Here is a 23917-nt window from a genome sequence, read left to right as displayed (position 1 = left end):
CCTCAGAACAGGCGCGGGCCGCGCGGGGCGGGACCACGACTGGCGGGCGTCGGCTCGGCGGTGCGCGGGCCGCCGCCGATCAGGACCTCGATACCCTCGGCGATACCGGCGGCCGGCAGGATTTGGGTGAAGGCGCCGTCGCTCGGCCCGAGCCGGATAGCGACCGGTTTGGGCTGGCCCTGGCCATCGAGCACGTAGACGCGACCGGGTGTGACCTCACTTTGTGCCGCCGGGCGGCCTTCCTGGATCAGCGCCTCGAACTTGGCGCGGCGCTCGGGATCGAGCACGGCGGCGACCTTGGCGCGCAGCTCGCTGCGGGCTGCGCGGAAGGCGGCGCGGCGCTCCTCCTCGGACAGGCCGGCCGTGGCCTGGCGGTTGCCGGCGCGCTGCTCGGACATGATCGCGGCGATCGCCTGCTTCTGCTCCGGCGTCGGCTGGACCTCCTCATCGATGCGCTCACGCAACGCGCCCGCGGCACGGCCACCACCTCCGGCCCGCCCCGCCGGCGTCTCGGCCGGCGCAGCAGCGGGCAGGGCGGTCGGCCCGCCGAGCGGGCGGAAGCGCAGTGCCGCATTGGCGACGCGCAGCACGTCCTGGCGGTCATCGGTGACGATCTGGAGATTGGCGGTCATGCCCGGCAGCAGAGCAAGGTCACGGTTCTCGACACGGACGACGCCGGTATAGGTGACGACGTTCTGGATGGTCTGGGCGCCGAGGCGGACCATCTGCACCTTCCCCTGGAAGGTCCGGTTCGGATAGGCGTTGACGCTGAACGAGACCTCCTGACCGACCTTGAGCCGGCCGACATCGGCCTCGTCGATATTGGCGTAGATGTCGATGGTGCGCAGGTCCTGCGCGATCTGGAACAGAACCGGTGCCGAGAGCGAGGCGGCGACGGTCTGGCCGAGATCGACCTGGCGCTGGACGACGACGCCGTCGACAGGCGAGCGGATATCGGTGCGCTCGAGATCGATCAGGATGTCCTTCAGCTTGGCGTCGCGCTGGGCGATCAGCGCCTCGCCGGACTGGACCTGGCCTTCTGCCAGCGCGATGTCGGCGTCGAGTCCGCTGATCTCGGCCTGGAGCGAGGCGATCTGCGCCTCGTTCGAGGCGAGTGTCGCGGTCTGGATCTCGACCTGGGTGCGGGCGCTGTCCAGGCCCTGCTGCGCACCGGCGCCGCGCGTGAACAATTCGTTCTGGCGATCATAGGTGCGCTTGGCGTCGGCGAGCTGGGCGCGCGTGCGGTCACGCTGGGCCTCGAGGTCGTTGACGGTCGAGTTCGCCTTGGTCCGCGCCACCTTGGCCCGCGCGAGCTGGGCGCGCTTGACGACGAGATCGGCCTTGGCCTGCTGCAGGTCGGCGGCGGCTGCGTCGCGGCGGGTCTTGATCTGGTCGCTGTTGAGGCGGGCGACGACCTGGCCGGCCTTCACCTGCGAATTATAGTCGGCGAGGATCTCGACGATCTGCCCGGAGAGCTGCGATCCGACCACGACGGTGGTCATCGGGGTCAGCGTGCCGGTGGCGCGCACCGAGGCGGTGATCCGGCCGCGGTCGATCGCGGCAGTGCGATAGGGTGTGTCATTGGCTGCGCCGCCGGTCGGCCGCAGCGCGAAATAGCCGGCTGCCAGCGCGCCTGCGCCGACCACCGCACCGATTGCCCAGAGACGCACGTCCGTTCACCCTCCGAGGCCGAGGAAATACCAGCCTTCCATTGCCGCGCATCATGCCAGATTCACGCGGCGCAGACGAGTTAACTCGCTGCAATGTTGCGGAAAGCTTGCGCGACGCGGTGGTTCAGGTCGTCCGGGCTTCCTGCGTGAGCGCCAACAGGTCGCGCAGGGTGGTGATGGTCGAGCCATCGGCGACACCGTCGACCTTCTCCGGCCGCCAATGGCGTTGGAAGGCGGCGACCACCGCCTCGAAGTGCTCGTCATAGGTCCCGTCGACCGAGACGCCGTAGCCGAGCATCGCGAACATCGCCTGCAATGCCTCGACCGGCGGGCCGGCATCGCCGCGGGCGAAGAAGCGGCCGCCCTTGATCGGCGCCGGTTCCGTCCAGAGGCCGATGCCGCCCTCGGCAAAGCGGCGCCAGGGGAATGTCTCGCCCGGATCGATCTTGCGGCCGGGCGCGATGTCGGAATGGGCCAGCACGCGTTCGGGCGGAATCTGCCAGCGCTCGCAGATGTCGCGGCAGAGGTTCAGCGTCGCAGCGATCTGCGCCTCGGGGAAGTCGGGCAGGCCGCCGGGATGGCCGGGATTGGCGATCTCGATGCCGATCGAGGCCGAGTTGAGATCGGTCTCGCCGGCCCAGTGCGAGGCCCCGGCATGCCAGGCGCGGCGCGCCTCCGGCACCAGCTGGAGCGTGTGGCCATTCTCGAAGACGAAGTAGTGCGACGAGACCTGCGAGACCGGGTTGCACAGCCACTGCAGCGCCTCGCCGGCGTCGGGCATCCCGGTATAGTGCAGGATCAGCGTGTCCGGGCGGCGATCGGTCGAGCCGTCACTGAACTTGCGCTCGCCATGATTGGGCGAGGGGAAGACCTTGGCGGCGAAGCGGCTATCGGGTTCGAGGACGAGGCTCACGCCGGCTCCGCCTGCTTTCGCCCGATGCCGCGTTCCTTCTCGATCGCGTCCCAGGCCGCATTGATAGCGGCGAGGCGGCGGGTCGCGATGCAGATCGCCTCCTCGGGCAGGCCGCGGGCGATCTCGCGATCGGGATGGTTCTCGATGACGAGACGGCGATGGAGCTGCTTGAGCTCGCCGTCGCTCATCTCGCGGTCGGCGCCGAGCACGATGTAGGGATCGTCGCGGCGGCGCAAATGGCGCGCCTCGATGCGGGCGAAACCGGTTTCGTCGATCCTGAAGATCGTCGCGACGTCGCGCAGATAGGCGTGCTCGTGCTCGTGGATCGCGCCGTCGGCGGCGGCGATCAGGAAGAGACCGTCGAGCACGTCCTCGATCAGAGCCGGCTCGTCGCGGAAGGCTTCGGCGATCTGTTGCGCATAGGCCTCGAAGCCGGCGCTGGTCTGCTTGGCAAGATCGAACAGGCGCTCGATATGGGCCTGCTCCTCGGGAGGTACGGTGACGATGCGCTGGAAGGCTGCGATCTCGTCGCGGGTCACGACGCCGTCGGCACGCGCCATCTTGGCGGCGAGCGCGACCAAGCCTGTCGTGAAGATCAGCTGCTTGGGCGCGGGCCCGAACAGCGCTCCTTCACGATCGACCAGCACATGCCCAGCCACAGCGCCGACGAGCGCGCCGAGCGGTCCGCCGAAGGCGAAACCGAGGCCGCCGCCGCCCAATGCTCCCCCAGAAAGACGACTTCATCGCTCATCCAGCCATGGCCGTTCCGGGCCATGGCATCTGCGTAGAATGCCAGCGGCTCAGCGGCAATAGAGCCGGCCGTAATAGTCGCGGTAGTAGCCGTAGGGACAGCCGCCGTAGCCGTCGTCGTAATAGTAGCCGCCGCGGCGATAGGGCGAGGTCGCCGAGCCGATGATCGCGCCGCCGGCTCCGCCGATCGCGGCTCCGGCCAGCGCGCCGCCAGCCCGGCCGGTGGCGAGCCCACCGATCACGGCGCCAGTGGCCGCGCCGACCAGGGCGCCGCCACCGACACGTTCCTCATGTGGTGTGCAGGCGCCAAGAGCGAGCCCGACAACCGCGATTGCCATCAATGTCTTCATCTCATTCCCCCTTCTCGGGTCGCTTGCAGCGGCACGATCCCAGCCTCAGCCGACTTTTTGCATTGCGACCGGGAATTGCGGTCGCAGTGCGGCGATGATTTGGCGTGCCGCCATAACTGCGTCAACGCCGGGCAGGGTGAATCGTTCCGCCGCTCAATACATGATAATTACTGCTCTCGAAACGAGGCTAAAGTATTTATCGACGTTCGGTAATGGCTTGGTTATCTGTCGTATCGGCCAGATTGTCGTCACATTCATCTATCATTGCACCGCCCTGTTTTGCGCTGCACAAGAAAGATGAGGCTTCCTCTGCATGAACAAAATCTCCGGTAGCGGCTGCGCCGCCTTTGCGATTTGCCTGGCCTTTCTTCAGCCCGCTTCTGCCCAGGTGAACGCCGAGACGGACGCCCGCGCCTTCATCGTGCGGGAGGCCGAAATCCGGCGCCAGGCCGCCGCTGCCGAGCAGGGCCAGGATCCGCAGAAGGAGACAGCCGAAACCGCCCAGACGAAGGGCGGGCGGAAGGCGCAGGCCAAGGGAGGCAGGACCGTTCGCGAAGCTCGCACGCCACTCGCGGCACCCGCCGGCTCCGAGGGCTGCGCGCGCTGGTCGCCCGTCATGCCGCTGCCAATGGCGTGCCGTTCTCGCTGGCCGACGCCGTGGTGCGCATCGAGAGCCGCTACAATCCGCGCGCTGCCAATGCCGGCAACTTCGGCCTGATGCAGATCCGCCATCAGACCGCGCGCGGCGTCGGCTACAGCGGCGGCGCAGCAGGCCTGCTCGATGCCGACACCAACGCCCGCTATGCCATGAAATATCTCGGCCAGGCCTACAAGCTCGCCGGCGGCGACACCTGCCGCACCGTGATGATGTACCAGAGCGGCCACATGGCGACCCGCATGAGCGGCGCCAACCGCGCCTATTGCGGCAAGGTGCGCACCATCACCGGTGCGGCCCAGGCCAGCAACTGAGCTTTGAGTCCGGCAGATCGCTTCGCGATGCCGGATTCATCCATCGTTGAAAATCAGGCACTTGCGTGATTTTCAACGAGCGGAGTACGCAATCCCTCAACGGGATTGCGTATGCGCTTGACGGCTCCGGCCTTTACAGCGCACAGGGGGCCGGCCAGTCGGCCGGACGGCCGCTCCCGCAAGAGCTCAGGTTCTTTCGGGGGAGGAAAGTCCGGGCTCCACGGAAACACGGTGCCGGATAACGTCCGGCGGGGGCGACCCCAGGGAAAGCGCCACAGAGATCGAACCGCCTCGCGCTTCGGCGCGCGGTAAGGGTGAAAAGGTGCGGTAAGAGCGCACCGCGGACCCGGCAACGGGGACGGCATGGCAAGCCCCACCGGGAGCAAAACCGAATAGGGACGATGCTCGCCCGCAAGGGAGGAGGGGCCGGTTTCCAGGTCCAGTCGTCCGGGTTGGTTGCTCGAGGCGCGCAGCAATGCACGTCCCAGAGGAATGGCCGTCACGTCGGGGGCAAGTTCCTGCGGGAGCCTGCTCCCGGCCATCCAAAACCCGGCTTACAGGCCGGCTGGCACCCTCATCGCAGCGAAAAGGGCCGGGAGCGATCCCGGCCCTTTCGTGTTTGCGTAAGGCTGCGATCAGAGCGTGTAGCTCCACTCCGCCGTGGCGAAACGGTAGCCATTGCCTTCCTTGCTCACCTTGCCGAAGCCGGGGAAGGGGATGTGGGCGCCGCTGATCACCAGCCTGTCTGCCGCCGCCATATCGAGCACACGCCGGCGCGAGGCGACGGCCTGCTTGGCATCGGCGTCGAAGGTGAAGGTGATCTCGGGCTGGGCGGTCTGCAGCACGACATTGTGGATGCAATCGCCGACGAGTAGGAGCTGCTGGTTGCCGGAGGACAGCCGCAGGATGCTGTGTCCCGGCGTATGGCCGGGAGCGTGCTCGAGCGTCAGGCCCGGCGCCACCTCGCCCGCCTTCACCTTGCGGGTACGGCTGGCATAGGGCGCAAGCGCCCCGCGGGCGGAGGCGAAGAACGGCTTCACCTCCGTCGGCGCCTGGCTGAGGATGCCGTCATCATGCCAGAAGGCGTGTTCGGCTTCGTGGATGATCAGCTCGGCATTGGGGAAGCGGGCCGTCTTCTCGGCTGTGAGCAGGCCTTCGTGATGATCCGGGTGAGCATGCGTCAGGATGATCGCGTCGATCTGCGCCGGCTCGATCCCGGCGGTGCGCAGATTGCTCTCGGCCCGGCCCATGGTGTTGCCCATGGCGCTCCAGGCGCCCGAACCGGTGTCGACGAGATAGGTCCGGTCCTTGCTGTTGACGACGAAGGCGTTGACCGAAGTCGGCAGGCTTTCGTCGAGGCCGGCGCCGGCGATGAGCTGACGGACGGTTGTCGGCTCAGGGCCGGCGAAGGACTGGGCGCCGAGCGGGACATAGCCGTCAAGAAGCGCAGTGATTTCGAGGTCGCCGAGCTTGCGGCGATAGATGCCCGGCACCTGCGCGCCGGTCAGAGGAGCGCGGGCGTGCGCGGGCAGGGCAGGCGCGAGTGCGGCTGCTGCAGCCGCTGTGAGGAAATGGCGGCGATCGATCATGGGATGTTCCAGAGGCTTTGAGGTTGAGGCTTCCGGAAACGAGGCCGGCGGCAGGGCAGGCCAAATCGTCTCACGGCCGGAGGGATGCCCGGCCGTGAGGATCAGATGGGTGGCGCCAGTTCAGGCCGCAACCGTCAGCTGGACGTCAATATTGCCCCGGGTCGCATCCGAATACGGGCAGACGATATGGGCCTTCTGGACGAGGTCCTCGAGCTTGGCCTTCTCGATGCCGGGCGCCGAGATCGTCAGCTTGACGGCGATGCCGAAGCCCTTGCCGTCATCGCGCGGGCCGATGCCGACATCGGCGCTGACGCGGGCATCGTCCGGGATCTTCACGCTCTCCTTGCCGGCGGCGAACTTGAGCGCGCCGAGGAAGCAGGCGGAATAGCCCATGGCGAAGAGCTGCTCGGGATTGGTGCCCTCGCCACCGCCGCCGCCGAGTTCCTTCGGCGTGTTCAGCACGAGCTTGACGTTGCCGGTATCGGTCGCGGCCTGGCCTTCGCGGCCGCCGGTGGCGGAACCATGGGCGGTGTAGAGGATCTTCATCGTTGCTCTCCTTGCTGGGCGGGGCGTCCGCCGTGGTCGATGCAAATTAGATTGTGCACAATCGAATTGTCTGCAATTCAAATTTCCGTGAACAGGCAGCGCTCGGTGCAATGAAAGAGTATCTTGGATCCATCGCAGGGTGAGACTGTTTCATGGGCGGGTTGTTCCAATCCGATCGGATCGCTCCCCCTCTCTGAGGAGCCATGATGCGGTCGACTGACGGCAAGGCCATGACAAAGGATGCGAAGGCGACATTGGTGCGCGGGCTCGACGAGCAGATCTGCTTTGCGGTCTATTCGGCCGCACATGCCTTCAACCGGGCCTATCGGCCGTTCCTCGCCGAGCTCGGGCTGACCTATCCGCAATATCTGGTCATGCTGGTGCTGTGGGAGCAGGACGGCCAGAGCGTGAAGGCGATCGGCGATCGATTGATGCTCGATTCCGGCACGCTGACGCCGCTGCTGAAGCGCCTCGAAGGCAACGGCCTCATTCTGCGCAAGCGTGGCCGCGAGGACGAGCGGCAGGTGCTGGTCGAGTTGACCGGCGCTGGCAATGCCCTGCGCGAGAAGGCGAGCCTGTCAGCCAATCCCGTGCCCTGCGCGATCGAGGACAGCGGTGTCCCGCCGGGGCGCCTGCTGGACGATGTTCGGGCCCTGCGCGAGGCGCTGCTGCGCAGGGCGGCGGCAGAGGACTGAAGGACGGCCGAGCAGGGCGCGTAACCTCGAAAATATTTCTTCGCAGATCCGGCGGGTCGGCCAGCTCTCATAGGCGCCGCTGGGCCTTTGCGCGAGCCAAAAATCCTCGTTTTTACGGATAGTTAACCTTAACGGGCTGTGATGCCTGCAGGCTCGGGCAGACCTCCGTCTGCAGCGCTGGATCCGTTGACGCCCATATTGTCCCATGCTATCCCAAATCATCCCGTCGAGACCGACAGGCAAGCAACAAGTCAGAGCCCGTGTGCCGCGCGGATTTTGGCTGACGGCTCCGCCATGTCGGGATCGACGGGGGTATCGATCACCGGCGCCTGCCGGCGCGCCTCGCGCCGTCAGAGTCCGACCGGAAGTCCGACCAGGAGGCGGCGTTGACGGACCGCTTCGTCTCCCATTTCACCAACAGGCTGGACGCCAAGGGGCGCGTCTCGATCCCGGCTCCGTTCCGCGCGGTGCTGGCGAAGGACGGCTACGAGGGGCTCTACGTCTATCCGGCGCTCGACCAGGCCAGTCTCGATTGCGGTGGCCATGCGCTGCGGGCGACGATCGACGAGATCCTGTCGCGCTTCTCGCCCTTCTCCGAGGAATGGGAGTCGCTCTCGACGGCGCTGAACGGCACCTCCGAGGTGTTGAAGGTCGACCCCGAAGGGCGGATGATGCTGAGCGAGGCGCTGAAGGCGCATGCCGGCATCGGCGATACCGTCACCTTCGTCGGGCAGGGCCACAAGTTCCAGATCTGGGAGCCGGAGCGCTTCAAGGCGCATCTCGAGGATGCCAGGGGAAAGCTGCGCGACGTCCGGCGCATGCTCGGCGCGAGGACGATGCCATGACCGGCGAATCCCACATTCCCGTGCTGATGGACGAGGCGCTCGATGCGCTCGCGCTCAAGCCCGGCGGCCGCTATCTCGACGGAACCTTCGGCGCCGGTGGCTATTCGCGCGCACTGCTGGAGCGTGAGCCGGAAGCGACGCTGCTCGCGCTCGACCGCGATCCGACCGCGATAGCCGGCGGCGCCGACCTCGTCCTGGCGATGGGCGGGCGGCTGACGCTGGCCGAGGCCCGCTTCGGTGCGCTGGCGGAGGAGGCCGAGCGCTTCCAGATGGTGCCGCTCGACGGTGTCGTGCTCGACATCGGCGTCTCCTCGATGCAGCTCGACCAGGCCGAGCGTGGCTTCTCCTTCCGTTTCGACGGGCCGCTCGACATGCGCATGGGAGCGAGCGGCCAGAGCGCGGCCGAGCTCGTCAACGAGGCCGACGAGGGCGTGCTCGCCAACATCATCTATCACTATGGCGAGGAGCGGCGCTCGCGCGCCGTGGCGCGCGCCATCGTCGAGGCCAGGCGCAAGGCGCCGATCACGACGACGAAGCAGCTCGCCGACCTCGTCGCCGGCATCGTCCGGGGCGAGCCGGGCGGCGCGCATCCGGCGACACGGACCTTCCAGGGCCTGCGCATCGCGGTCAATGACGAGCTCGGCGAGCTGGTCAGGGCGCTGCATGGCGCCGAGGCGGTGCTGAAGCCGGGCGGGCGGCTGTCCGTCGTCACCTTCCATTCGCTCGAGGACCGCATCGTCAAGCAGTTCTTCGCCGAGCGTTCGGGGAGGGCGCCGACCGGCTCGCGCCATGCCCCGGCCGTGGCGCAGCCGCAGGCGACGTTCAGCCTCGTCACTAAAGGCCCGGTCGCGCCGTCCGTTGCCGAGAGCAGGGCCAATCCCCGGGCACGTTCGGCCAAGCTGCGCGCCGCGGAGCGTACCGACCTTCCGCCGCGCGCGCCCGATCCCGACCTCGTCGGGCTCGCCGTCGTACCCGCGCCGCAAGCCCGCCGGAGGAGCTGAGCATGATCAAGCTCTTGCATATCGTCGCCATCGGCGCGCTGGTGTCCTCGGCGCTCTATGCCTACTCGATCAAGTACGAGACGACGCTGCAGGCCGAGCAGTTGCAGAAGCTGAAGGCCAAGGCCCAGCGCGAGCGCGAGGCGATCGCGGTGCTCAAGGCGGAATGGCAGTTCCTCAACCGGCCCGAGCGCCTGCAGGCGCTGGCTGACAAGCATCTCGATCTGCAGCCGCTGGCGATCACACAGATCGTGCGCCTGTCGGACATTCCCAATCGCGGGCCGAAGGTCGACTCGATCGGCCGCAAGCTGGAAGACCTCGGCCTCGGCCTACCGACCGAGACGCCGAAGGACCGCAAGAGCAACGCCGTGACGACGCCGGGAGCCCGCCCATGAGCCAGGAGCTCAACCAGCACGCCGGGGCGCCCGGGATCGGTGCCGCCGCGATCGAAAAACCCGTGGTTGCGAAGCGCAAATGGCGCTTCCGTATCGAATGGCTGCGCGACGTCTTCCGGATGAGCGGCGAGAAGAGCGAGCCCCGCGTTGGACTCGTCATTCTCGGCTTCAGCGGGCTGTTCGTGGCGATCGTCGCCAGGCTCGTCATGCTGGGGGCCTTCCCGAGCGACCAGGTCGGCCTGCGCCGTGCGACCTCGAACGCGATCTCGGCGGCGCGGCCTGACATCCTCGACCGCAACGGCATCCAGCTCGCCACCGATGTGCGCACCGTCTCGGTCTTCGCCGAGCCGCGCAACATCCTCGACAAGGACGAGGCGACCGAACTCCTGACCGCGGTGCTGCCCGACCTCAACGCCAAGGAGCTGCGCGACAAGCTCGGCACCAAGAAGGGTTTCGTCTGGGTCAAGCGCGAGATCACGCCGCGCCAGCAGGCCGAGGTCCACAGGCTCGGCATTCCCGGCGTCGGCTTCGTGCCCGAGAACAAGCGCGTCTATCCGAACGGCAATGTCGCGGCCCATGTGCTCGGCTTTGCCAATGTCGACAATATCGGCATCGCCGGCATGGAGAAGTACATTGACTCGCAGGGGCTGCAGGACCTGAACGGCGCGGGCTTCGCGGTACAGGCCTCCGACCTCAAGCCGGTGCAGCTCTCGGTCGACATGCGCGTCCAGCACCTCCTGCGCGACGAGCTGGTCAAGGGCATCGAGAAATACCGGGCGATCGCCGCGGCCGGCGCCATCATGGACGTCAACACCGGCGAGGTGATCGCGCTGGTCTCGCTGCCCGATTTCGATCCCAACAATCCGGTCGACGCGCTGGAGAAGGACCGGATCAACCGGATGAATGTCGGCGTCTACGAGATGGGCTCGACCTTCAAGGCGCTGACCATCGCGATGGCGCTCGATTCCGGCAAGGCCAACATCAATTCGAGCTATTCGACCGCTGGCGGCATGATGCGGTTCGGCCGCCAGGTCATCAAGGAATACCACGGCACCGGCCGCACGCTGACCGTGCCGGAGGTGTTCCTGCACTCGTCGAACATGGGCTCCATCAAGATGGCGCTCTCGGTCGGCGTCGAGGGCCACAAGGCCTTCCTAAAGAAGATGATGCAGCTCGACCGCATGACGACCGAGCTGCCGGAAAGCGCCGCGCCGATCGTTCCGCAGCGCTGGGGCGAGATCAACACCGCGACGATCGCCTTCGGCCACGGTCTCGCGGTCGCGCCGCTCCAGGCGCTGGCCGCGGTGGGCGCCCTGGTCAATGGCGGCTACCTGATCAGGCCGACCTTCCTGAAGCGCTCCGAGGAAGAGGCCAAGAAGGACGCGGTCCGCGTGATCAAGCCGGAGACCTCTGAGGCCATGCGCTTCATCATGCGGCTCAACGGCGACAAGGGCTCGGCCCGGTTCGCGAACATTCCCGGCTATTTCGTCGGCGGGAAGACCGGCACGGCCGAGAAGGTCATCAACGGTCGCTATGCCAAGAACAAGAACTTCACCACCTTCACGGCGATCGCGCCCTCGGACAAGCCGCGCTATGTGTTCCTCGCCATCTATGACGAGCCGAAGGGCTATGCCGAGAGCGGCGGCTACTCGACCGCGGCCTGGAACGCCGGCAAGACCACCGGCAAGGTGATCGAGCGGGCGGCGCCGATCCTCGGCATGGCGCCGCGCTTCGAGCCGCCGGTCGCGCCGTTCCCGCTGATGGCAAGGCTGAACGCCTGGGGCTCGCGGTAAAAGGGGCGTCGTGCTCGAGCTTGTCCCGAGCATCTCTGGACGGAAGGGAGCTTGATCCTGCATGAGATTCTCGGGTCTACGCTTCGCTTCGCCCGAGAAGGACGCATTGGCTTTCGCGTCGGCAAGGATACGCGCTTTTGACTGACACCAGCTTCAGCCTCGGCCAGCTCTTTCCCGGGGCGTTTCCGGAGTCGGGCGAGCGCCGCGTCAACGGCCTCGCTTTCGACAGCCGCAAGGTCGCGGCCGGCGATGCCTTCGTCGCGCTCGCGGGGGCCAAAGCCGATGGCGCCCGCTTCATCGCCGATGCGGTCCAGCGCGGCGCGGTCGCGATCGTTTCCAACGGGCCTCGCCCAGCCGATCTCCCGGACGCGGTCGCCTATGCGCGGGTCGAGGATCCGCGCCGCGCTCTGGCACTGGCGGCCGCGACGGTGCATCCACGCCAGCCCGGTACTGTCGTTGCGGTCACGGGCACGAGCGGGAAATCCTCGGTCGCCGAATTCACCCGCCAGATCTTCATGGCGCTCGGGCGCAAGGCGGCGAGCGTCGGCACAATCGGCATCGTCACCGAAGACGGGGCTGATTACGGCTCGCTGACCACGCCCGATCCGCTGTCGTTGCACGCTTCGTTCGACAGGCTGGCGAGCGATGGCGTCACGCATCTGGCGATGGAAGCGTCCTCGCACGGGCTCGACCAGCGCCGCCTCGACGGCGTCAGGCTCGCCGCCGGCGCCTTCCTCAATCTCGGCCGCGACCATCTCGACTACCATCCGAGCGTCGAGGACTATCTCGCTGCCAAGCTGCGGCTCTGGGAGCTGCTGCCGGCCGGCGCACCGGTGGTGATCAATCGCGATGAACCTTATGCCGCCGACGCGGAAGCTGCGGCGCGCGCAGGCGGCCATCCGGTGATCGGCATTGGCCGGGGCGGCGATCGTCTGAAACTGCTCGATGTCGCCCGCGAGGGCTTCTCGCAGCGTTTGCTGGTCGAAGTCGACGGCTCACGGATCGAAGTACTGCTGCCGATGGTCGGTGATTTCATGGCCGGCAATGCGCTGGTCGCGGCCGGGCTCGCGATTGCGACGGGCGAGGATGCGGCGGCCTCTGTGCAGGCGATTGCAAGTTTGAAGGGCGTGCCGGGCCGGCTGGAGCGCGTCGGTAAGCACAATGGCGGGCTCGTCGTGGTCGACTATGCCCATAAGCCCGATGCGCTCGCGGCGGTGCTCAAAACCTTGCGGCCCTATGCTAGTGGCCGGTTGATCTGCGTCTTCGGCTGCGGCGGCGACCGTGATCGCGGCAAGCGCCCGCTGATGGGCAAGATCGCCGCCGATGGCGCCGATATCGCCATCGTCACCGACGACAATCCGCGCAGCGAGGATCCCGCCGCGATCCGTGCCGAGGTCCTGGCGGCGGCGCCGGGCCGTCTCAGGGAAATCGGTGACCGGGCCGAGGCGATCGCGGCCGGTGTCACCATGCTGCAGCCTGGGGATGTCCTGGTCGTTGCCGGAAAAGGCCATGAAAGCGGCCAGATCGTCGGCGATCGGACGCTGCCGTTTTCGGATCATGACGTGGTCCGGGAGGCGATCGCGGCATTGGCTGGGGGAAGACGGGGATGACGACCGAACCGCTGTGGACCGGCGCGCGCCTGATCGAGGCGATGGGCGCCCGTTCGCAAGGCCCTGCACCGGCTGCCGTGACCGGCGCCTCGATCGATACGCGCACGCTCGAGCCGGGCGACGCCTTCTTCGCGATCACGGGAGCCCGCGACGGGCATGACTTCGTCGCGGCCGCGCTCGACAAGGGCGCGGCGCTCGCTGTGGTCGATGAGGCGCATGCCGGCGCTTTCCCGGCGGATGCGCCGCTTGCCGTCGTGCCCGACGTGCTGCGCGCGATGGAACAGGCCGGCATGGCGCGCCGGGCAGAGCTCTCGGCCAAGGTCGTCGCGGTGACCGGCTCGGTCGGCAAGACCGGCACCAAGGAGGCGCTGCGACTGGTGCTCTCGCGCCAGGGCAAGACGCATGCGCCGGTCGCCTCCTACAACAACCATTGGGGCGTGCCGCTGACGCTGGTGCGGACGCCGCGCGACGTGCGCTACGGCGTCTACGAGATCGGCATGAACGCGCCCGGCGAGATCCTGCCGCTGGCGAAGATGGTCCAGCCCGACGTTGCCGTGATCACCACGATCCAGCCGGTGCATCTGGCCGCCTTCGAGTCGCTGGAGGGGATCGCCCGCGAGAAGGCGGCGATCTTCGGCGGGCTCAAACGCGGCGGCACAGCGATCATCAACGCCGACATCCTGCAGGCCGGCCTGTTGCGCGAGCTGGCGCTCGCCGGCGGGGCAGGGCGCGTCATCTCCTTCGGCGAGAGCGAAGAGGCGGATGTGCGGCTGCTCGGCTGCGCGCTGAAACCGGACGTCTCGACTGCCAATGCCAGCGTGCTGGGTCAGGCGGTGACCTACAAGCTCGGCAGCCCGGGCAAGCACATCGTCCTGAATTCGCTCGCCGTGCTGGCGGCGGCCGAGGCGCTCGGCGCCGATCTCGCTCTGGCCGCGCTGGCGCTCGCCGACCTGACGCCGCCCTCGGGCCGCGGCGCCCGGCAAGTGCTGCATGCGCCGGCGGGTCCGTTCACGCTGATCGACGAGAGCTACAACGGCAACCCGGCCTCGATGCGCGCCGCGATCGAGAATCTCGGCCGCATGCCGGTCACCGGGAGGGGCCGGCGCATCGCCGTGCTCGGTGACATGCTCGAGCTCGGCGAAACCGCGCCGGAGCTGCACAAGGGGGCTCGCCGATGCGGTCACCGGAAACGGAATCGACCTCGTCTTCGCCTGCGGTCCGCTGATGAGAACCCTGTACGACGCCTTGCCATCGCACCGCCGCGGCGCTTATGCCGCACAGGCGACCGGTCTCGAGCCCTATGTGCTCGACGCCCTCCGCGCCGGCGATGTCGTCACGGTGAAAGGCTCGCTCGGCACGCGCATGGGGCCGATCGTCAAGGCGATGACGGCTCGCTTCCCGGTCGTCCAGGCCGACGACTGAGTAAGGAATAGAGTTCGATGCTGGTCTGGCTTGCCGATTTTGCGGGGACGTTCCCGATCCTCAACGTCTTCCGCTACATCACCTTCCGCGCCGGCGGGGCGACCGCGACCGCGCTGCTTTTCGTCTTCTTCTTCGGGCCGTGGGCGATTTCCTGGCTGCGGCTCAAGCAGGGCAAGGGCCAGCCGATCCGCACCGACGGGCCGGAATCGCATCTCGCCAAGCGCGGCACGCCGACCATGGGCGGCCTGATGATCCTGACCGGGCTGTTCGTCGCGACGCTGCTCTGGGGCAATCTGCGCAATCCTTACGTCTGGATCGTGCTCGGCGTCACCGCGACCTATGGCGCGATCGGCTTCTACGACGACTTCCTCAAGGTGACGAAGCAGTCGCACAAGGGCTTCTCCAGCAAGGCGCGCCTCGGCCTCGAGATCGTCATCGCGCTCGCCGCCTGCACCGCCATCATGCAGGTCAGCCCGCCTTCGATCGCGAGCGGCTTCGCCATGCCGTTCCTCAAGGAGCTGATGATCCCGCTTGGCATCCTGTTTCCGGTTGTCACCGCTTTCGTCGTCGTCGGTGCCGGCAATTCGGTGAACCTGACCGACGGGCTCGACGGGCTCGCCATCGTGCCGGTGATGATCGCGGCCGGCACCTTCGGCTTCATCGCCTACCTCGCCGGTAACGCCATCTTCGCCAACTACCTGCAGATCCACCATGTCCCCGGCGTCGGCGAGCTTGCGGTGATCTGCGGCGCGATGATGGGGGCGGGGCTCGGCTTCCTCTGGTTCAACGCGCCGCCGGCCCAGATCTTCATGGGCGACACCGGCTCGCTCGGCCTGGGCGGCATGCTCGGCACCATCGCGGTCGCGATCAAGCACGAGGTCGTGCTCGCCATCGTCGGCGGCCTTTTCGTGGTCGAGGCGCTCTCGGTGATCATCCAGGTCGCGGTCTTCAAGCGCACCGGCAAGCGCGTCTTCCTGATGGCGCCGATCCACCATCATTTCGAGAAGCTGGGCTGGACCGAGCCGCAGGTGGTGATCCGCTTCTGGATCATCTCGGTGGTGCTGGCGCTGGTCGGCCTCGCCACGCTGAAGCTGCGTTGATCCGATGACGCCGGTCACCGTTTTCGCAGGCAAGACGCTTGCCCTGTTCGGCCTGGGCGGCTCGGGTCTGGCGACGGCGCGTGCGCTCGTTGCCGGCGGGGCACAGGTTGCCTGCTGGGACGATAATCAGGCGAGCCGCGACAAGGCTGCAGCCGAGGGGTTTTCCGTCGTCGATCTCGCCTCCGTCGACTGGTCGGGCTTTGCCGCCTTCGTGCTCTCGCCCGGCGTGCCGCTGACGCATCCGGCGCCGCACTGGACGGTCGAGAAGGCCAGGGCGGTAAGCGTTCCGGTGATCGGCGACATCGAATTGTTCTTCCTGGAGCGGGCGAAGATCGCGCCGAACGCACCGGTGGTCTGCATCACCGGCACAAATGGCAAGTCGACGACGACGGCCCTGATTGCGCATGTGCTGCAGGCGGCCGGCCGCGACGTGCAGATGGGCGGCAATATCGGCACCGCGGTGCTGGCGCTGGAGCCGCCCGCCGACAACCGTATCCATGTGGTCGAGTGCTCTACTTTCCAGATCGACCTGGCGCCCTCGATGAAACCCAGCGTCGGCATCCAGCTGAACCTGACGCCCGATCATCTCGACCGGCACGGTACCTTCGAGGCCTATGGTGCGATCAAGGAGCGGCTGGTCGCGGCCTCCGACATCGCGGTGATCGGCGTCGACGACGAGCCTTCGAAGCAGATGGCGCGACGGCGCGCCGCCTCGGGGAAGTCACTCGTGAAGATCAGCGGCGAGCAGCCGCTCGACGAGGGCGTCTTTGCCGGCGTCACCGCCAATGCTGGCCAGCTCGATACGCGGATCGTCGAAGTCAGGGATGGCAAGCCCAAGGTCGTGGCCAATCTCGCCGGCATTGGTAGCTTGCGCGGCAGCCACAATGCCCAGAACGCGGCAGCTGCCTTTGCCGCCTGTGCGGCACTGGGCCTTTCGGCCGAGGAGATCGCTGCCGGTTTCAGGAGCTATCCTGGGCTGAAGCACCGGATGGAGGAGTTCGGCCGCATCGGCCGGATCATTTTCATCAACGATTCCAAAGCGACGAATGCCGACTCGACCGAGAAGGCCCTGACCTCCTTTCGCGAGATCTTCTGGATCCTCGGCGGCAAGGCCAAGGAAGGCGGCATCGAGTCGCTCAGGCGCTATTTCCCCAACATCGCCCGCGCCTATCTCATCGGCACGGCGAGCGACCTCTTCGCCGCAACCTTCGACGACGACGGCCGAGTCGCTTACGAGCGCAGCGGCACGCTCGACGTCGCCGTCGCCGCGGCGGCGAAGGCCGCGCTGGCGCAGCAGGGGAGTGGGGAGATCGCCGTGCTGCTCTCGCCAGCCTGCGCGTCCTATGACCAGTTCCCGAACTTCGAGGTGCGGGGGGACGCGTTCCGGGCACTGGTCAAGGCGCTGCCGGGGTTTGAGCCGAGCGAGCGATAGAGTTCACGCCGCGCTAGAGACTCGATCCGTCAAGTGACAATTGACGCGCGACAGTCTGCGCGCTAACCTCCTCCGATGGAGATCGCGAGCATCAGGCACAAAGCGCTCCGACAGTTCGCGGAAACCGGGAAAAGCAAAGGTCTGCCCGGCAATCTCGTGGATCGGCTTCGGAACATGCTCGCCTATCTGGCTGCAGTTGATGCCGCCGACGAGCTGAAGAATCCGCCCAATTATGGGGCCCATCAGCTCACGGGCGACCGGGCGGGCGAATGGTCGCTCGTCGTGACCAAGAACTGGCGCATGACGTTTTGCGTCAATCAGGCTCTCGCGATCGAGGATATCGATCTGGAGGATTATCATTGATGGCCATCAAGCTTCATCCGAGCTTCGCCGTACATCCCGGCGCGTGGCTGCGGACCGAAATCGTCGAGCCCTATGGCTTGAGTGTGACTGTCGCGGCCGAGAAGCTGGGTGTGACGCGGCAGGCCATGAGCAATCTTCTCAACGGCAAGGCCGCCTTGTCCGCCGAGATGGCGATCCGGTTCGAGAAAGCCTTCGGCGTCCGGGCGGAGACGATGCTGCGCATGCAGGCGGCGTATGATCTCGTCGAGGCCCGCGCCCATGAGGACGAGATCAAGGTGGAGCGCGTCGCGGCGCTGGCTTAGTGGAGCCTCTGCGGCCCCGACATCCGGGAGACCTTTATGCCCAAGATCGACGTCGCGGCCGTGCCGGAGCGCAAGGGTTCGGGCTATCCAAAGCCTTTCGATGCTCCCTGCGCCGAACGCATCCGCAAGCGGCTCGGCAATGCCGGTGGCCTGAGCGATTTCGGCGTGAACCTGATGCGGCTTCCGCCGGGCGGCTGGTCGAGCCAGCGGCACTGGCATTCGCATGAGGACGAGTTCATCTATCTGCTCGAAGGTGAGCTGGTCCTGGTCGAGGATGAAGGCGAAACCGTGCTGCGCGCAGGTGACTGCGCCGCCTTCGCCAAGGACAGCGGCAACGGCCACCACATGATCAACCGATCGGATAAGGTCGCGGTCTATCTCGAAGTCGGCAGCCGCCATGGAGCCGACCTGACCACCTGCTCCGACATCGACATGATGAGCGCCAATGCCGATGGGCGCTTCGTGCACAAGGACGGAAGGCCCTATCCCGAGACGTGAGCAGCCTGTGCATGAGGAGCCGAGCTCATCGACAAGCCGACGATCGGAATCAATCGGTTAACCATTCATTGACAGAGTGATTCGCCGGAGCGGGCGCCTTCGATCTGCCTGCTCGTCGACGGAGCCTTGGAACGATGGTCTCGCGCGCAGAACCCAGCCTGAGTGGCCGCTGGTGGTGGTCGATCGACCGCGTCATCCTGACGACGCTGGTGACGCTGATGGTCTCCGGCGTGGTGCTGCTGATGGCGGGCGGGCCGCCTGTCGCCGAGCGGCTGGGCCTGTCGACCTTCCATTTCGTCAACCGCCAGGTGGTCTATCTGCTGGTGGCACTGGCGATCTTCCTCTCGACCTCACTGCTCGCGCCGCGCCAGGTGCGGCGGATCGCGCTGGTCATCTTCCTGTTCTCTCTCGCCGGCGTGATCGGCACGCTCTATTTCGGCGTCGAGGTCAAGGGCGCCAAGCGCTGGCTGACGCTCGGGCCGCTCGGCTCGATCCAACCCTCCGAATTCCTGAAACCGGCCTTCGTCGTGCTTGCTGCCTGGGCTTTTGCCGAAGGCCATCGCCGGCCGGAGCTGCCGGGCACGATCATCGCCTTCCTGCTGCTGCCGATCACGATCGTGCCCTTGGTGCTGCAGCCCGATTTCGGCCAGACCATCCTGGTCACCCTGGTCTGGGCCGGGCTGTTCTTCGTCGCCGGCCTGCACTGGTTCTGGGTCCTGGGGCTCGGTGGCATCGGCGCCGTCGGCCTCTTCATCGCCTATGAGCTCGTGCCGCACGTGCGCGCCCGCATCGAGCGCTTCATGGACAAGGGCTCGGGCGACACCTTCCAGGTCGACACCGCGCTGGAGAGCTTCGCCCAGGGCGGCTGGTTCGGCAAAGGCCCGGGCGAGGGCACGGTGAAGCGGATCCTGCCCGACGCACATACCGACTTCATCTTCGCGGTCACCGCCGAGGAGTTCGGCATCGTCGTCTGTATGGTGCTGGTGCTGCTCTTCGCGGTCATCGTGCTTCGGGCATTGTTCGTGGCGCAGCGCGCCGAGGATCCGTTCGTACGCCTCGGCGTCACCGGCCTCGCTCTGCTCTTCGGCATCCAGGCCGCGATCAACATGATGGTGAACCTGCACATGATGCCGGCCAAGGGCATGACCTTGCCGTTCATCTCCTATGGCGGCTCCTCGCTGATCTCGCTGGCGCTCGGCACCGGCTTCCTCCTGGCGTTGACCCGAAAGCGGCCGCGCGCCGAGAGCTTCGGCAAGCCGGAGCGCAGTTCGTGAGCGCAGAAGCGTCGGCGCCGCTCGTCGTGCTCGCCGCTGGCGGCACGGGTGGGCACCTCTTTCCGGCCGAGGCGCTGAGCCATGCCTTGCACAGTCATGGTGCCAGGGTGGCGCTGATCACCGATACGCGCGCTGCCGAATACGCCGGCAACTTCCCGGCCGAGTCGATCCATGCGGTGCCGGCGGCGACGCCCTCCGGCAAATCGCCGGTCGCGATGGCGAAAGCCGCGCTGGTGCTCCTGCGCGGCGGGCTGGCGGCGCGCCAGGCGATCAAGCAGCTGAAGCCTGCCATCGTCGTCGGCTTCGGCGGCTATCCGACGGTGCCGCCGGTCTTCGCCGCGGCGCTGATGGGTGTGCCGACCATGGTGCACGAGCAGAATGCCGTGATCGGCCGGGCAAACCGCTTCCTCGCCAGCCGGGTCAAGGCCATCGCCACAGGCTTTGCCGAGGTCGGCGGGCTGACGCCGGAACAAGCACGGAAGTGCACCCAGGTCGGCAATCCGGTCAGGCCGGCGGTGATCGAGGCGGTCTCGCCCTATGGCGAGCCGGACGGGCGTATTAACCTGCTCGTCTTCGGCGGTAGCCAGGGCGCGCGGGTGATGGCCGATATCGTCCCACCGGCGATGCAGCTGCTCTCGCCGGAGGAGCGCAGCCGCCTGTCGATCGTCCAGCAGGCGCGGGCCGAAGACGACGAGCGGGTGCGGAAGATCTATGCCTCTCTCGGCATCAAGTTCGAGATCGCGCCCTTCTTCAAGGACCTGCCAGCGCGGATGGCGGCGGCGCATCTGGTGATCGCACGCTCAGGCGCCTCGACCATCGCCGAGCTTACGGTGATCGGCCGGCCGTCCCTGCTCGTGCCGCTGCCGGGCTCGCTCGATCAGGACCAGGCCGCCAACGCCGGAGTGCTCGCCAGGGCCGGCGGGGCAATGATGATCTTGCAGAGCGATTTCTCGCCTCGGCGGCTTGCCGCCGAGCTGTCCGTGCTGCTTGCCGAACCGTTGCGCTTGACGGCGATGGCTCAGGCGGCCAAGAGCGCGGGCATACCGGATGCGGCCGACCGCCTGGCGCGGCTCGTGCTGCAGACCGCCCAGAACTGATCTTTCAGGACGCGATACCATGAAGCTGCCGCCGAAACTCGGCTCCATCCATTTCGTCGGCATCGGCGGCATCGGCATGTCCGGCATCGCCGAGGTGTTGCATAATCTCGGCTACAAGGTGCAGGGCTCGGACGCCTCCGACGGCGCCAATGTCAAGCGCCTGGCGCAGAAGGGCATCAAGACCTTCGTCGGCCACAAGGCCGAGAATATCGGCGATGCCGAGGTGGTCGTGGTCTCGACCGCGATCAAGCGCGACAATCCTGAATTGATGGCGGCGCGCGAGCAGCGCCTGCCGGTGGTGCGCCGCGCCGAGATGCTGGCTGAGCTGATGCGGCTGAAATCCTGCGTCGCCATTGCCGGCACGCACGGCAAGACGACGACGACCTCGCTGGTCGCGACCCTGCTCGAAAAGGGCGGGCTCGACCCGACCGTGATCAATGGCGGTATCATCAACGCCTACGGCACCAATGCCCGCATGGGCGAGAGCGACTGGATGGTGGTCGAGGCCGACGAATCCGACGGCACCTTCCTGAAGCTGCCGGCCGATGTCGCGATCATCACCAATATCGACCCGGAGCATCTCGACCATTTCGGCTCGTTCGATGCGATCAAGGCGGCCTTCCGCGCCTTCGTCGAGAACCTGCCCTTCTACGGCTTTGCGGTGATGTGCATCGACCATCCGACCGTGCAGGAGCAGGTCGGGCAGATCGAGGACCGCCGCGTCATCACCTATGGCGAGAACCCGCAGGCCGATTTCCGCCTGCTCGATATCGACCTCTCCGGCGGCCGGTCGAAGTTCACGCTGCTGATCCGCGACCGCAAGCGCGGCCGCGAGGAGGTGGTGCGCGACCTCGTCATGCCAATGCCGGGCCATCACAACGCGCTCAACGCCACCGCCGCGATCGCCGTCGCCTATGATCTCGGCGTGCCGGTGGAACAGATACGCGCCGGGCTTGCCGGCTTCGGCGGCGTGAAGCGCCGCTTCACCAAGACCGGTGAGTGGAACGGCGCGCTGATCTTCGACGATTATGGCCACCACCCGGTCGAGATCGCCGCGGTGCTCAAGGCGGCGCGCGCCTCGACCAAGGGCAAGGTCATCGCGGTGATGCAGCCGCATCGCTACAGCCGCCTGTCGAGCCTGTTCGCCGACTTCGCCGCCTGCTTCAACGACGCGGATTCGGTGATCATCGCGGATGTCTACGCGGCCGGCGAGCAGCCGATGCCGGGCATCGATCGCGATTCGCTGGTGGCGGCGATCAAGGCGCGCGGCCATCGCCATACGCTGCCGCTCGAATCCCCGGACAAGCTCGCCGGCATGGTCGCCGAGCTGGCCGGCCCGGGCGATTATGTCGTCTGCCTCGGGGCAGGCAATATCACGCAATGGGCCTATGCCCTGCCGGGGGAACTGGTCGCCTTGGGGGCGAGGCAGTGAGCTTCCTCGATATCACCTCCGATATCCGCGCCGCCGCGCCCGAGCTGCGCGGGCGGCTCACCGCCAACCAGGAGATGGCGGGGCTGACCTGGTTCCGCGTCGGCGGGGCGGCGCAGGTGCTGTTCACCCCGGCCGACGAGGCCGATCTCGCTTATCTGCTCGGCAGGCTGCCGGCCGAAATCCCGGTCACGGTGGTCGGGCTTGGCTCGAACCTGATCGTGCGCGATGGCGGCATTCCCGGTGTGGTCATCCGCCTTGCCGGCAAGGGCTTCGGCGAGATCGCCCGCGAGGAGGGTGACCGGTTGCGTGCCGGGACAGCGGTTCCGGACGTGAAGGTGGCACGCGCTGCTGCCGATGCCTCGCTCGACGGGCTCGCCTTCTATCGCGGCATTCCCGGCTGCATCGGCGGGGCGCTGCGGATGAATGCCGGTGCACATGGCGGCGAAACCACCGACGTTCTGGTCGAGGCGCGGGGCGTGACGCGCGCCGGTGAGATCGTCACCTTCTCGCACGCGCAGATGGGCTTCAGCTATCGCAACTCGACGGCGCCGACCGACATGATCTTCACCTCGGCGCTCTTCCAGGGACGGCCGGGCGACCAGGCCTCGATCCTGGCCGAGATGGACCGGGTGACCTCGGCTCGCGAGGCGGCGCAGCCGATCAAGGAGCGCACAGGCGGCTCGACTTTCAAGAATCCAGAGGGTGGCAAGGCCTGGCAACTGATCGATGCCGCCGGCTGCCGGGGCCTGCGCGTCGGCGGGGCGCAGGTCTCCGAGATGCACTGCAATTTCCTGATCAATACCGGCGGCGCGACGGCCGCCGATATCGAGGGACTGGGCGAAGAGGTCCGCCGCCGGGTCAAGGACAACTCAGGCTATGAGTTGCACTGGGAGATCAAGCGGTTCGGCGTCGCGGCCTGATCAGGCGCCGCCGCTTCGGCCGGCTTGCGCCGTGACAGCAGGATGCCGGCGACGGTCGAGCCGAAGATGATGGCGATGCCGAGCCATTGCTGGGCGTGGAACCATTCGCCCAGCAGGGCCGCGCCGAGGAATGTCGCGACCAGCGGGCTGAGCAGGCTGAGGAAGGCGACGCCCGTGCCGATTGTGGCGATGCCGCGCACCCAGAGCCAATAGGCGAAGGCGGTGCCGATCACGACCAGATAGGTCAGCCCGGCGAGGTTGCGCATGGTCGGTACGGGCGGCAGGCCTTCGACCAGGAGCGCGACCGGCAGGAGCAGGAGCCCGCCGAGGGTGAGTTGCCAGGCGGCGAGCGCCAGCGGCGAACCGATCTTGCCCCAGCGCTCGATCAGCACGGTGCCGGTCGCCATCGAGGCGGCGCCGACGAGCGCCGCGGCGACGCCGATCGCGTCGAGCTTCACAGTATTATCGATCACCAGCAAGCCAACGCCGATCGTGCCGGCGAGCGCGGCGAGCACCTGCCCGAGGCGAGGGCGGCGCAGCAGCGGCCAGGCGAGGAAGGCGACGAGCAGCGGCTGCATCGAGCCGAGCGTCGCGGCGAGTCCGCCAGGCAGGCGCGAGGCGCTGAGGAAGAGCATGCCGAAGAACAGGCCGATATTGGCAAAGCCGATGATGGCGAGCGGCAGGAGCTTGTCGCGCGGTGGCAGGCCCGGCCCGAGCAGCATCAGGAGGATGCCGGCGGGCAAAGCGCGCAGCGCCCCGACCAGCAGCGGATGCTCGACCGGGAGCGTCTGGGTGAAGATGACATAGGTCGAGCCCCAGAGGAGGGGCGCCAGGATCGTCGCGAGCAGGATGCGGGTCTTGTTGTCGGCCATGGCGGCCTCCCTTTGCATCGAGGGTTGTGGATGCGTAGGATAGTTCGATAGAAGATAATTCGATATCGAATTACTTGATGAC

The 23917-nt window shown here is 67.2% G+C and carries 23 protein-coding genes, 1 other RNA gene and 1 pseudogene; 18 read left to right on the top strand and 7 right to left on the bottom strand.

Features of this window, described 5'->3' with window-relative positions; translation table 11 throughout:
- Positions 1–2: 2 nt before the first annotated feature.
- The 4 genes from QO058_RS05985 to QO058_RS05970 form a co-directional block, all read right to left on the bottom strand.
- Positions 3–1670 (bottom strand): efflux RND transporter periplasmic adaptor subunit, encoded by a 1668-nt coding sequence (locus QO058_RS05985; RefSeq protein ID WP_284171024.1) that lies wholly within the window; start codon positions 1668–1670, stop codon positions 3–5.
- A gap of 124 nt (positions 1671–1794) precedes the next feature.
- Positions 1795–2583: an N-acetylmuramoyl-L-alanine amidase gene (locus QO058_RS05980; protein ID WP_284171022.1), complete on the bottom strand. Its 789-nt coding sequence runs from the start codon at positions 2581–2583 to the stop codon at positions 1795–1797.
- Positions 2580–3302: a TerB family tellurite resistance protein gene (locus tag QO058_RS05975; protein WP_284171020.1), complete on the bottom strand. Its 723-nt coding sequence runs from the start codon at positions 3300–3302 to the stop codon at positions 2580–2582. Before QO058_RS05975 ends, QO058_RS05980 begins: the two co-directional genes overlap by 4 nt.
- An 81-nt stretch (positions 3303–3383) precedes the next feature.
- Positions 3384–3683 carry a glycine zipper domain-containing protein gene (locus QO058_RS05970; RefSeq protein WP_284171019.1) on the bottom strand — a complete coding sequence of 100 codons (300 nt, stop codon included), beginning with the start codon at positions 3681–3683 and terminating at the stop codon, positions 3384–3386.
- A 354-nt stretch (positions 3684–4037) separates the two neighbouring features.
- Between QO058_RS05970 and QO058_RS05965 the strand changes: the two genes are divergently transcribed.
- Together QO058_RS05965 and rnpB are read left to right on the top strand one after the other, a co-directional pair.
- Positions 4038–4652, top strand: a complete 615-nt coding sequence (locus tag QO058_RS05965; protein WP_284171017.1) for a lytic transglycosylase domain-containing protein — start codon at positions 4038–4040, stop codon at positions 4650–4652.
- Positions 4653–4806: 154 nt separating this feature from the next.
- Positions 4807–5225: RNase P RNA component class A (gene rnpB / locus QO058_RS05960), an RNA gene on the top strand.
- Between the two features lie 62 nt (positions 5226–5287).
- Here the strand turns inward: rnpB and QO058_RS05955 are convergent.
- Positions 5288–6241, bottom strand: coding sequence for an MBL fold metallo-hydrolase (locus tag QO058_RS05955; protein ID WP_284171016.1), 954 nt, complete (start codon positions 6239–6241; stop codon positions 5288–5290).
- Between the two features lie 120 nt (positions 6242–6361).
- Positions 6362–6787 (bottom strand): organic hydroperoxide resistance protein, encoded by a 426-nt coding sequence (locus QO058_RS05950; protein WP_110488942.1) that lies wholly within the window; start codon positions 6785–6787, stop codon positions 6362–6364.
- A gap of 230 nt (positions 6788–7017) precedes the next feature.
- Here QO058_RS05950 and QO058_RS05945 point away from each other — a divergent pair, with 230 nt between their 5' ends.
- From QO058_RS05945 to murB, 16 genes and pseudogenes are all read left to right on the top strand, one after another.
- Complete coding sequence (locus QO058_RS05945; protein WP_284171013.1) at positions 7018–7482, top strand: MarR family winged helix-turn-helix transcriptional regulator; 465 nt, start codon at positions 7018–7020, stop codon at positions 7480–7482.
- Positions 7483–7868: 386 nt separating this feature from the next.
- Entirely contained in the window at positions 7869–8327 is a 459-nt protein-coding gene (locus QO058_RS05940; protein ID WP_284171011.1) for a division/cell wall cluster transcriptional repressor MraZ, read from the top strand.
- Positions 8324–9328 (top strand): 16S rRNA (cytosine(1402)-N(4))-methyltransferase RsmH, encoded by a 1005-nt coding sequence (rsmH, locus tag QO058_RS05935; RefSeq protein ID WP_284171009.1) that lies wholly within the window; start codon positions 8324–8326, stop codon positions 9326–9328. Before QO058_RS05940 ends, rsmH begins: the two co-directional genes overlap by 4 nt.
- Before the next feature lie 2 nt (positions 9329–9330).
- Positions 9331–9720, top strand: coding sequence for a cell division protein FtsL (gene ftsL / locus QO058_RS05930; RefSeq protein WP_110488944.1), 390 nt, complete (start codon positions 9331–9333; stop codon positions 9718–9720).
- The gene (locus QO058_RS05925; RefSeq protein WP_284171007.1) at positions 9717–11513 is read left to right on the top strand and encodes a peptidoglycan D,D-transpeptidase FtsI family protein; all 1797 of its coding nucleotides are present in this window, start codon (positions 9717–9719) and stop codon (positions 11511–11513) included. Before ftsL ends, QO058_RS05925 begins: the two co-directional genes overlap by 4 nt.
- Before the next feature lie 137 nt (positions 11514–11650).
- On the top strand, positions 11651–13123 hold the full coding sequence (locus QO058_RS05920) for a UDP-N-acetylmuramoyl-L-alanyl-D-glutamate--2,6-diaminopimelate ligase (RefSeq protein WP_284171006.1): 1473 nt from the start codon (positions 11651–11653) through the stop codon (positions 13121–13123).
- Positions 13120–14545, top strand: a pseudogene (locus tag QO058_RS05915) (UDP-N-acetylmuramoylalanyl-D-glutamyl-2,6-diaminopimelate--D-alanyl-D-alanine ligase). The gene QO058_RS05920 and the pseudogene QO058_RS05915 overlap by 4 nt, the downstream one beginning before the upstream one ends.
- Before the next feature lie 17 nt (positions 14546–14562).
- Positions 14563–15645, top strand: a complete 1083-nt coding sequence (gene mraY, locus QO058_RS05910) for a phospho-N-acetylmuramoyl-pentapeptide-transferase (RefSeq protein ID WP_129159517.1) — start codon at positions 14563–14565, stop codon at positions 15643–15645.
- A 4-nt stretch (positions 15646–15649) separates the two neighbouring features.
- On the top strand, positions 15650–17077 hold the full coding sequence (gene murD, locus QO058_RS05905; RefSeq protein WP_284171003.1) for a UDP-N-acetylmuramoyl-L-alanine--D-glutamate ligase: 1428 nt from the start codon (positions 15650–15652) through the stop codon (positions 17075–17077).
- A gap of 75 nt (positions 17078–17152) precedes the next feature.
- Positions 17153–17440 carry a type II toxin-antitoxin system RelE/ParE family toxin gene (locus QO058_RS05900; RefSeq protein WP_284171001.1) on the top strand — a complete coding sequence of 96 codons (288 nt, stop codon included), beginning with the start codon at positions 17153–17155 and terminating at the stop codon, positions 17438–17440.
- Positions 17440–17742 (top strand): HigA family addiction module antitoxin, encoded by a 303-nt coding sequence (locus QO058_RS05895; protein ID WP_284170999.1) that lies wholly within the window; start codon positions 17440–17442, stop codon positions 17740–17742. The genes QO058_RS05900 and QO058_RS05895 overlap by 1 nt, the downstream gene beginning before the upstream one ends.
- Before the next feature lie 36 nt (positions 17743–17778).
- The gene (locus QO058_RS05890) at positions 17779–18240 is read left to right on the top strand and encodes a cupin domain-containing protein (RefSeq protein WP_284170998.1); all 462 of its coding nucleotides are present in this window, start codon (positions 17779–17781) and stop codon (positions 18238–18240) included.
- 134 nt (positions 18241–18374) lie between these two features.
- A complete protein-coding gene (locus QO058_RS05885) occupies positions 18375–19514 on the top strand; it encodes an FtsW/RodA/SpoVE family cell cycle protein (RefSeq protein WP_284170996.1) in 1140 nt (379 codons plus the stop codon).
- On the top strand, positions 19511–20611 hold the full coding sequence (gene murG / locus QO058_RS05880) for an undecaprenyldiphospho-muramoylpentapeptide beta-N-acetylglucosaminyltransferase (protein ID WP_284170994.1): 1101 nt from the start codon (positions 19511–19513) through the stop codon (positions 20609–20611). The genes QO058_RS05885 and murG overlap by 4 nt, the downstream gene beginning before the upstream one ends.
- 19 nt (positions 20612–20630) lie before the next feature.
- Positions 20631–22043: a UDP-N-acetylmuramate--L-alanine ligase gene (gene murC / locus QO058_RS05875; RefSeq protein WP_284170992.1), complete on the top strand. Its 1413-nt coding sequence runs from the start codon at positions 20631–20633 to the stop codon at positions 22041–22043.
- Positions 22040–22963, top strand: coding sequence for a UDP-N-acetylmuramate dehydrogenase (murB, locus tag QO058_RS05870; RefSeq protein ID WP_284170991.1), 924 nt, complete (start codon positions 22040–22042; stop codon positions 22961–22963). Before murC ends, murB begins: the two co-directional genes overlap by 4 nt.
- Here murB and QO058_RS05865 read toward each other — a convergent pair.
- Entirely contained in the window at positions 22918–23835 is a 918-nt protein-coding gene (locus QO058_RS05865; protein ID WP_284170989.1) for a DMT family transporter, read from the bottom strand. The genes murB and QO058_RS05865 overlap by 46 nt on opposite strands.
- Positions 23836–23917 lie beyond the last annotated feature (82 nt).

Source organism: Bosea vestrisii (genome assembly GCF_030144325.1).
Taxonomy (GTDB): Bacteria; Pseudomonadota; Alphaproteobacteria; order Rhizobiales; family Beijerinckiaceae; genus Allobosea; species Allobosea vestrisii_A.
Note: the sequence above shows the minus strand (reverse complement) of the source record. Positions and strands in the feature narration are given on the sequence as shown.

Coding starts and splice junctions, on each gene's coding strand:
- QO058_RS05925 (WP_284171007.1), top strand. CDS start 9,717: ATGAGCCAGGAGCTCAACCAGCACGCCGGGGCGCCCGGGATCGGTGCC.
- ftsL (WP_110488944.1), top strand. CDS start 9,331: ATGATCAAGCTCTTGCATATCGTCGCCATCGGCGCGCTGGTGTCCTCG.
- QO058_RS05945 (WP_284171013.1), top strand. CDS start 7,018: ATGACAAAGGATGCGAAGGCGACATTGGTGCGCGGGCTCGACGAGCAG.
- rsmH (WP_284171009.1), top strand. CDS start 8,324: ATGACCGGCGAATCCCACATTCCCGTGCTGATGGACGAGGCGCTCGAT.
- QO058_RS05885 (WP_284170996.1), top strand. CDS start 18,375: ATGGTCTCGCGCGCAGAACCCAGCCTGAGTGGCCGCTGGTGGTGGTCG.
- murD (WP_284171003.1), top strand. CDS start 15,650: ATGACGCCGGTCACCGTTTTCGCAGGCAAGACGCTTGCCCTGTTCGGC.
- QO058_RS05955 (WP_284171016.1), bottom strand. CDS start 6,241: ATGATCGATCGCCGCCATTTCCTCACAGCGGCTGCAGCAGCCGCACTC.
- murC (WP_284170992.1), top strand. CDS start 20,631: ATGAAGCTGCCGCCGAAACTCGGCTCCATCCATTTCGTCGGCATCGGC.
- QO058_RS05970 (WP_284171019.1), bottom strand. CDS start 3,683: ATGAAGACATTGATGGCAATCGCGGTTGTCGGGCTCGCTCTTGGCGCC.
- QO058_RS05865 (WP_284170989.1), bottom strand. CDS start 23,835: ATGGCCGACAACAAGACCCGCATCCTGCTCGCGACGATCCTGGCGCCC.
- mraY (WP_129159517.1), top strand. CDS start 14,563: ATGCTGGTCTGGCTTGCCGATTTTGCGGGGACGTTCCCGATCCTCAAC.
- QO058_RS05950 (WP_110488942.1), bottom strand. CDS start 6,787: ATGAAGATCCTCTACACCGCCCATGGTTCCGCCACCGGCGGCCGCGAA.
- QO058_RS05895 (WP_284170999.1), top strand. CDS start 17,440: ATGGCCATCAAGCTTCATCCGAGCTTCGCCGTACATCCCGGCGCGTGG.
- QO058_RS05890 (WP_284170998.1), top strand. CDS start 17,779: ATGCCCAAGATCGACGTCGCGGCCGTGCCGGAGCGCAAGGGTTCGGGC.
- QO058_RS05900 (WP_284171001.1), top strand. CDS start 17,153: ATGGAGATCGCGAGCATCAGGCACAAAGCGCTCCGACAGTTCGCGGAA.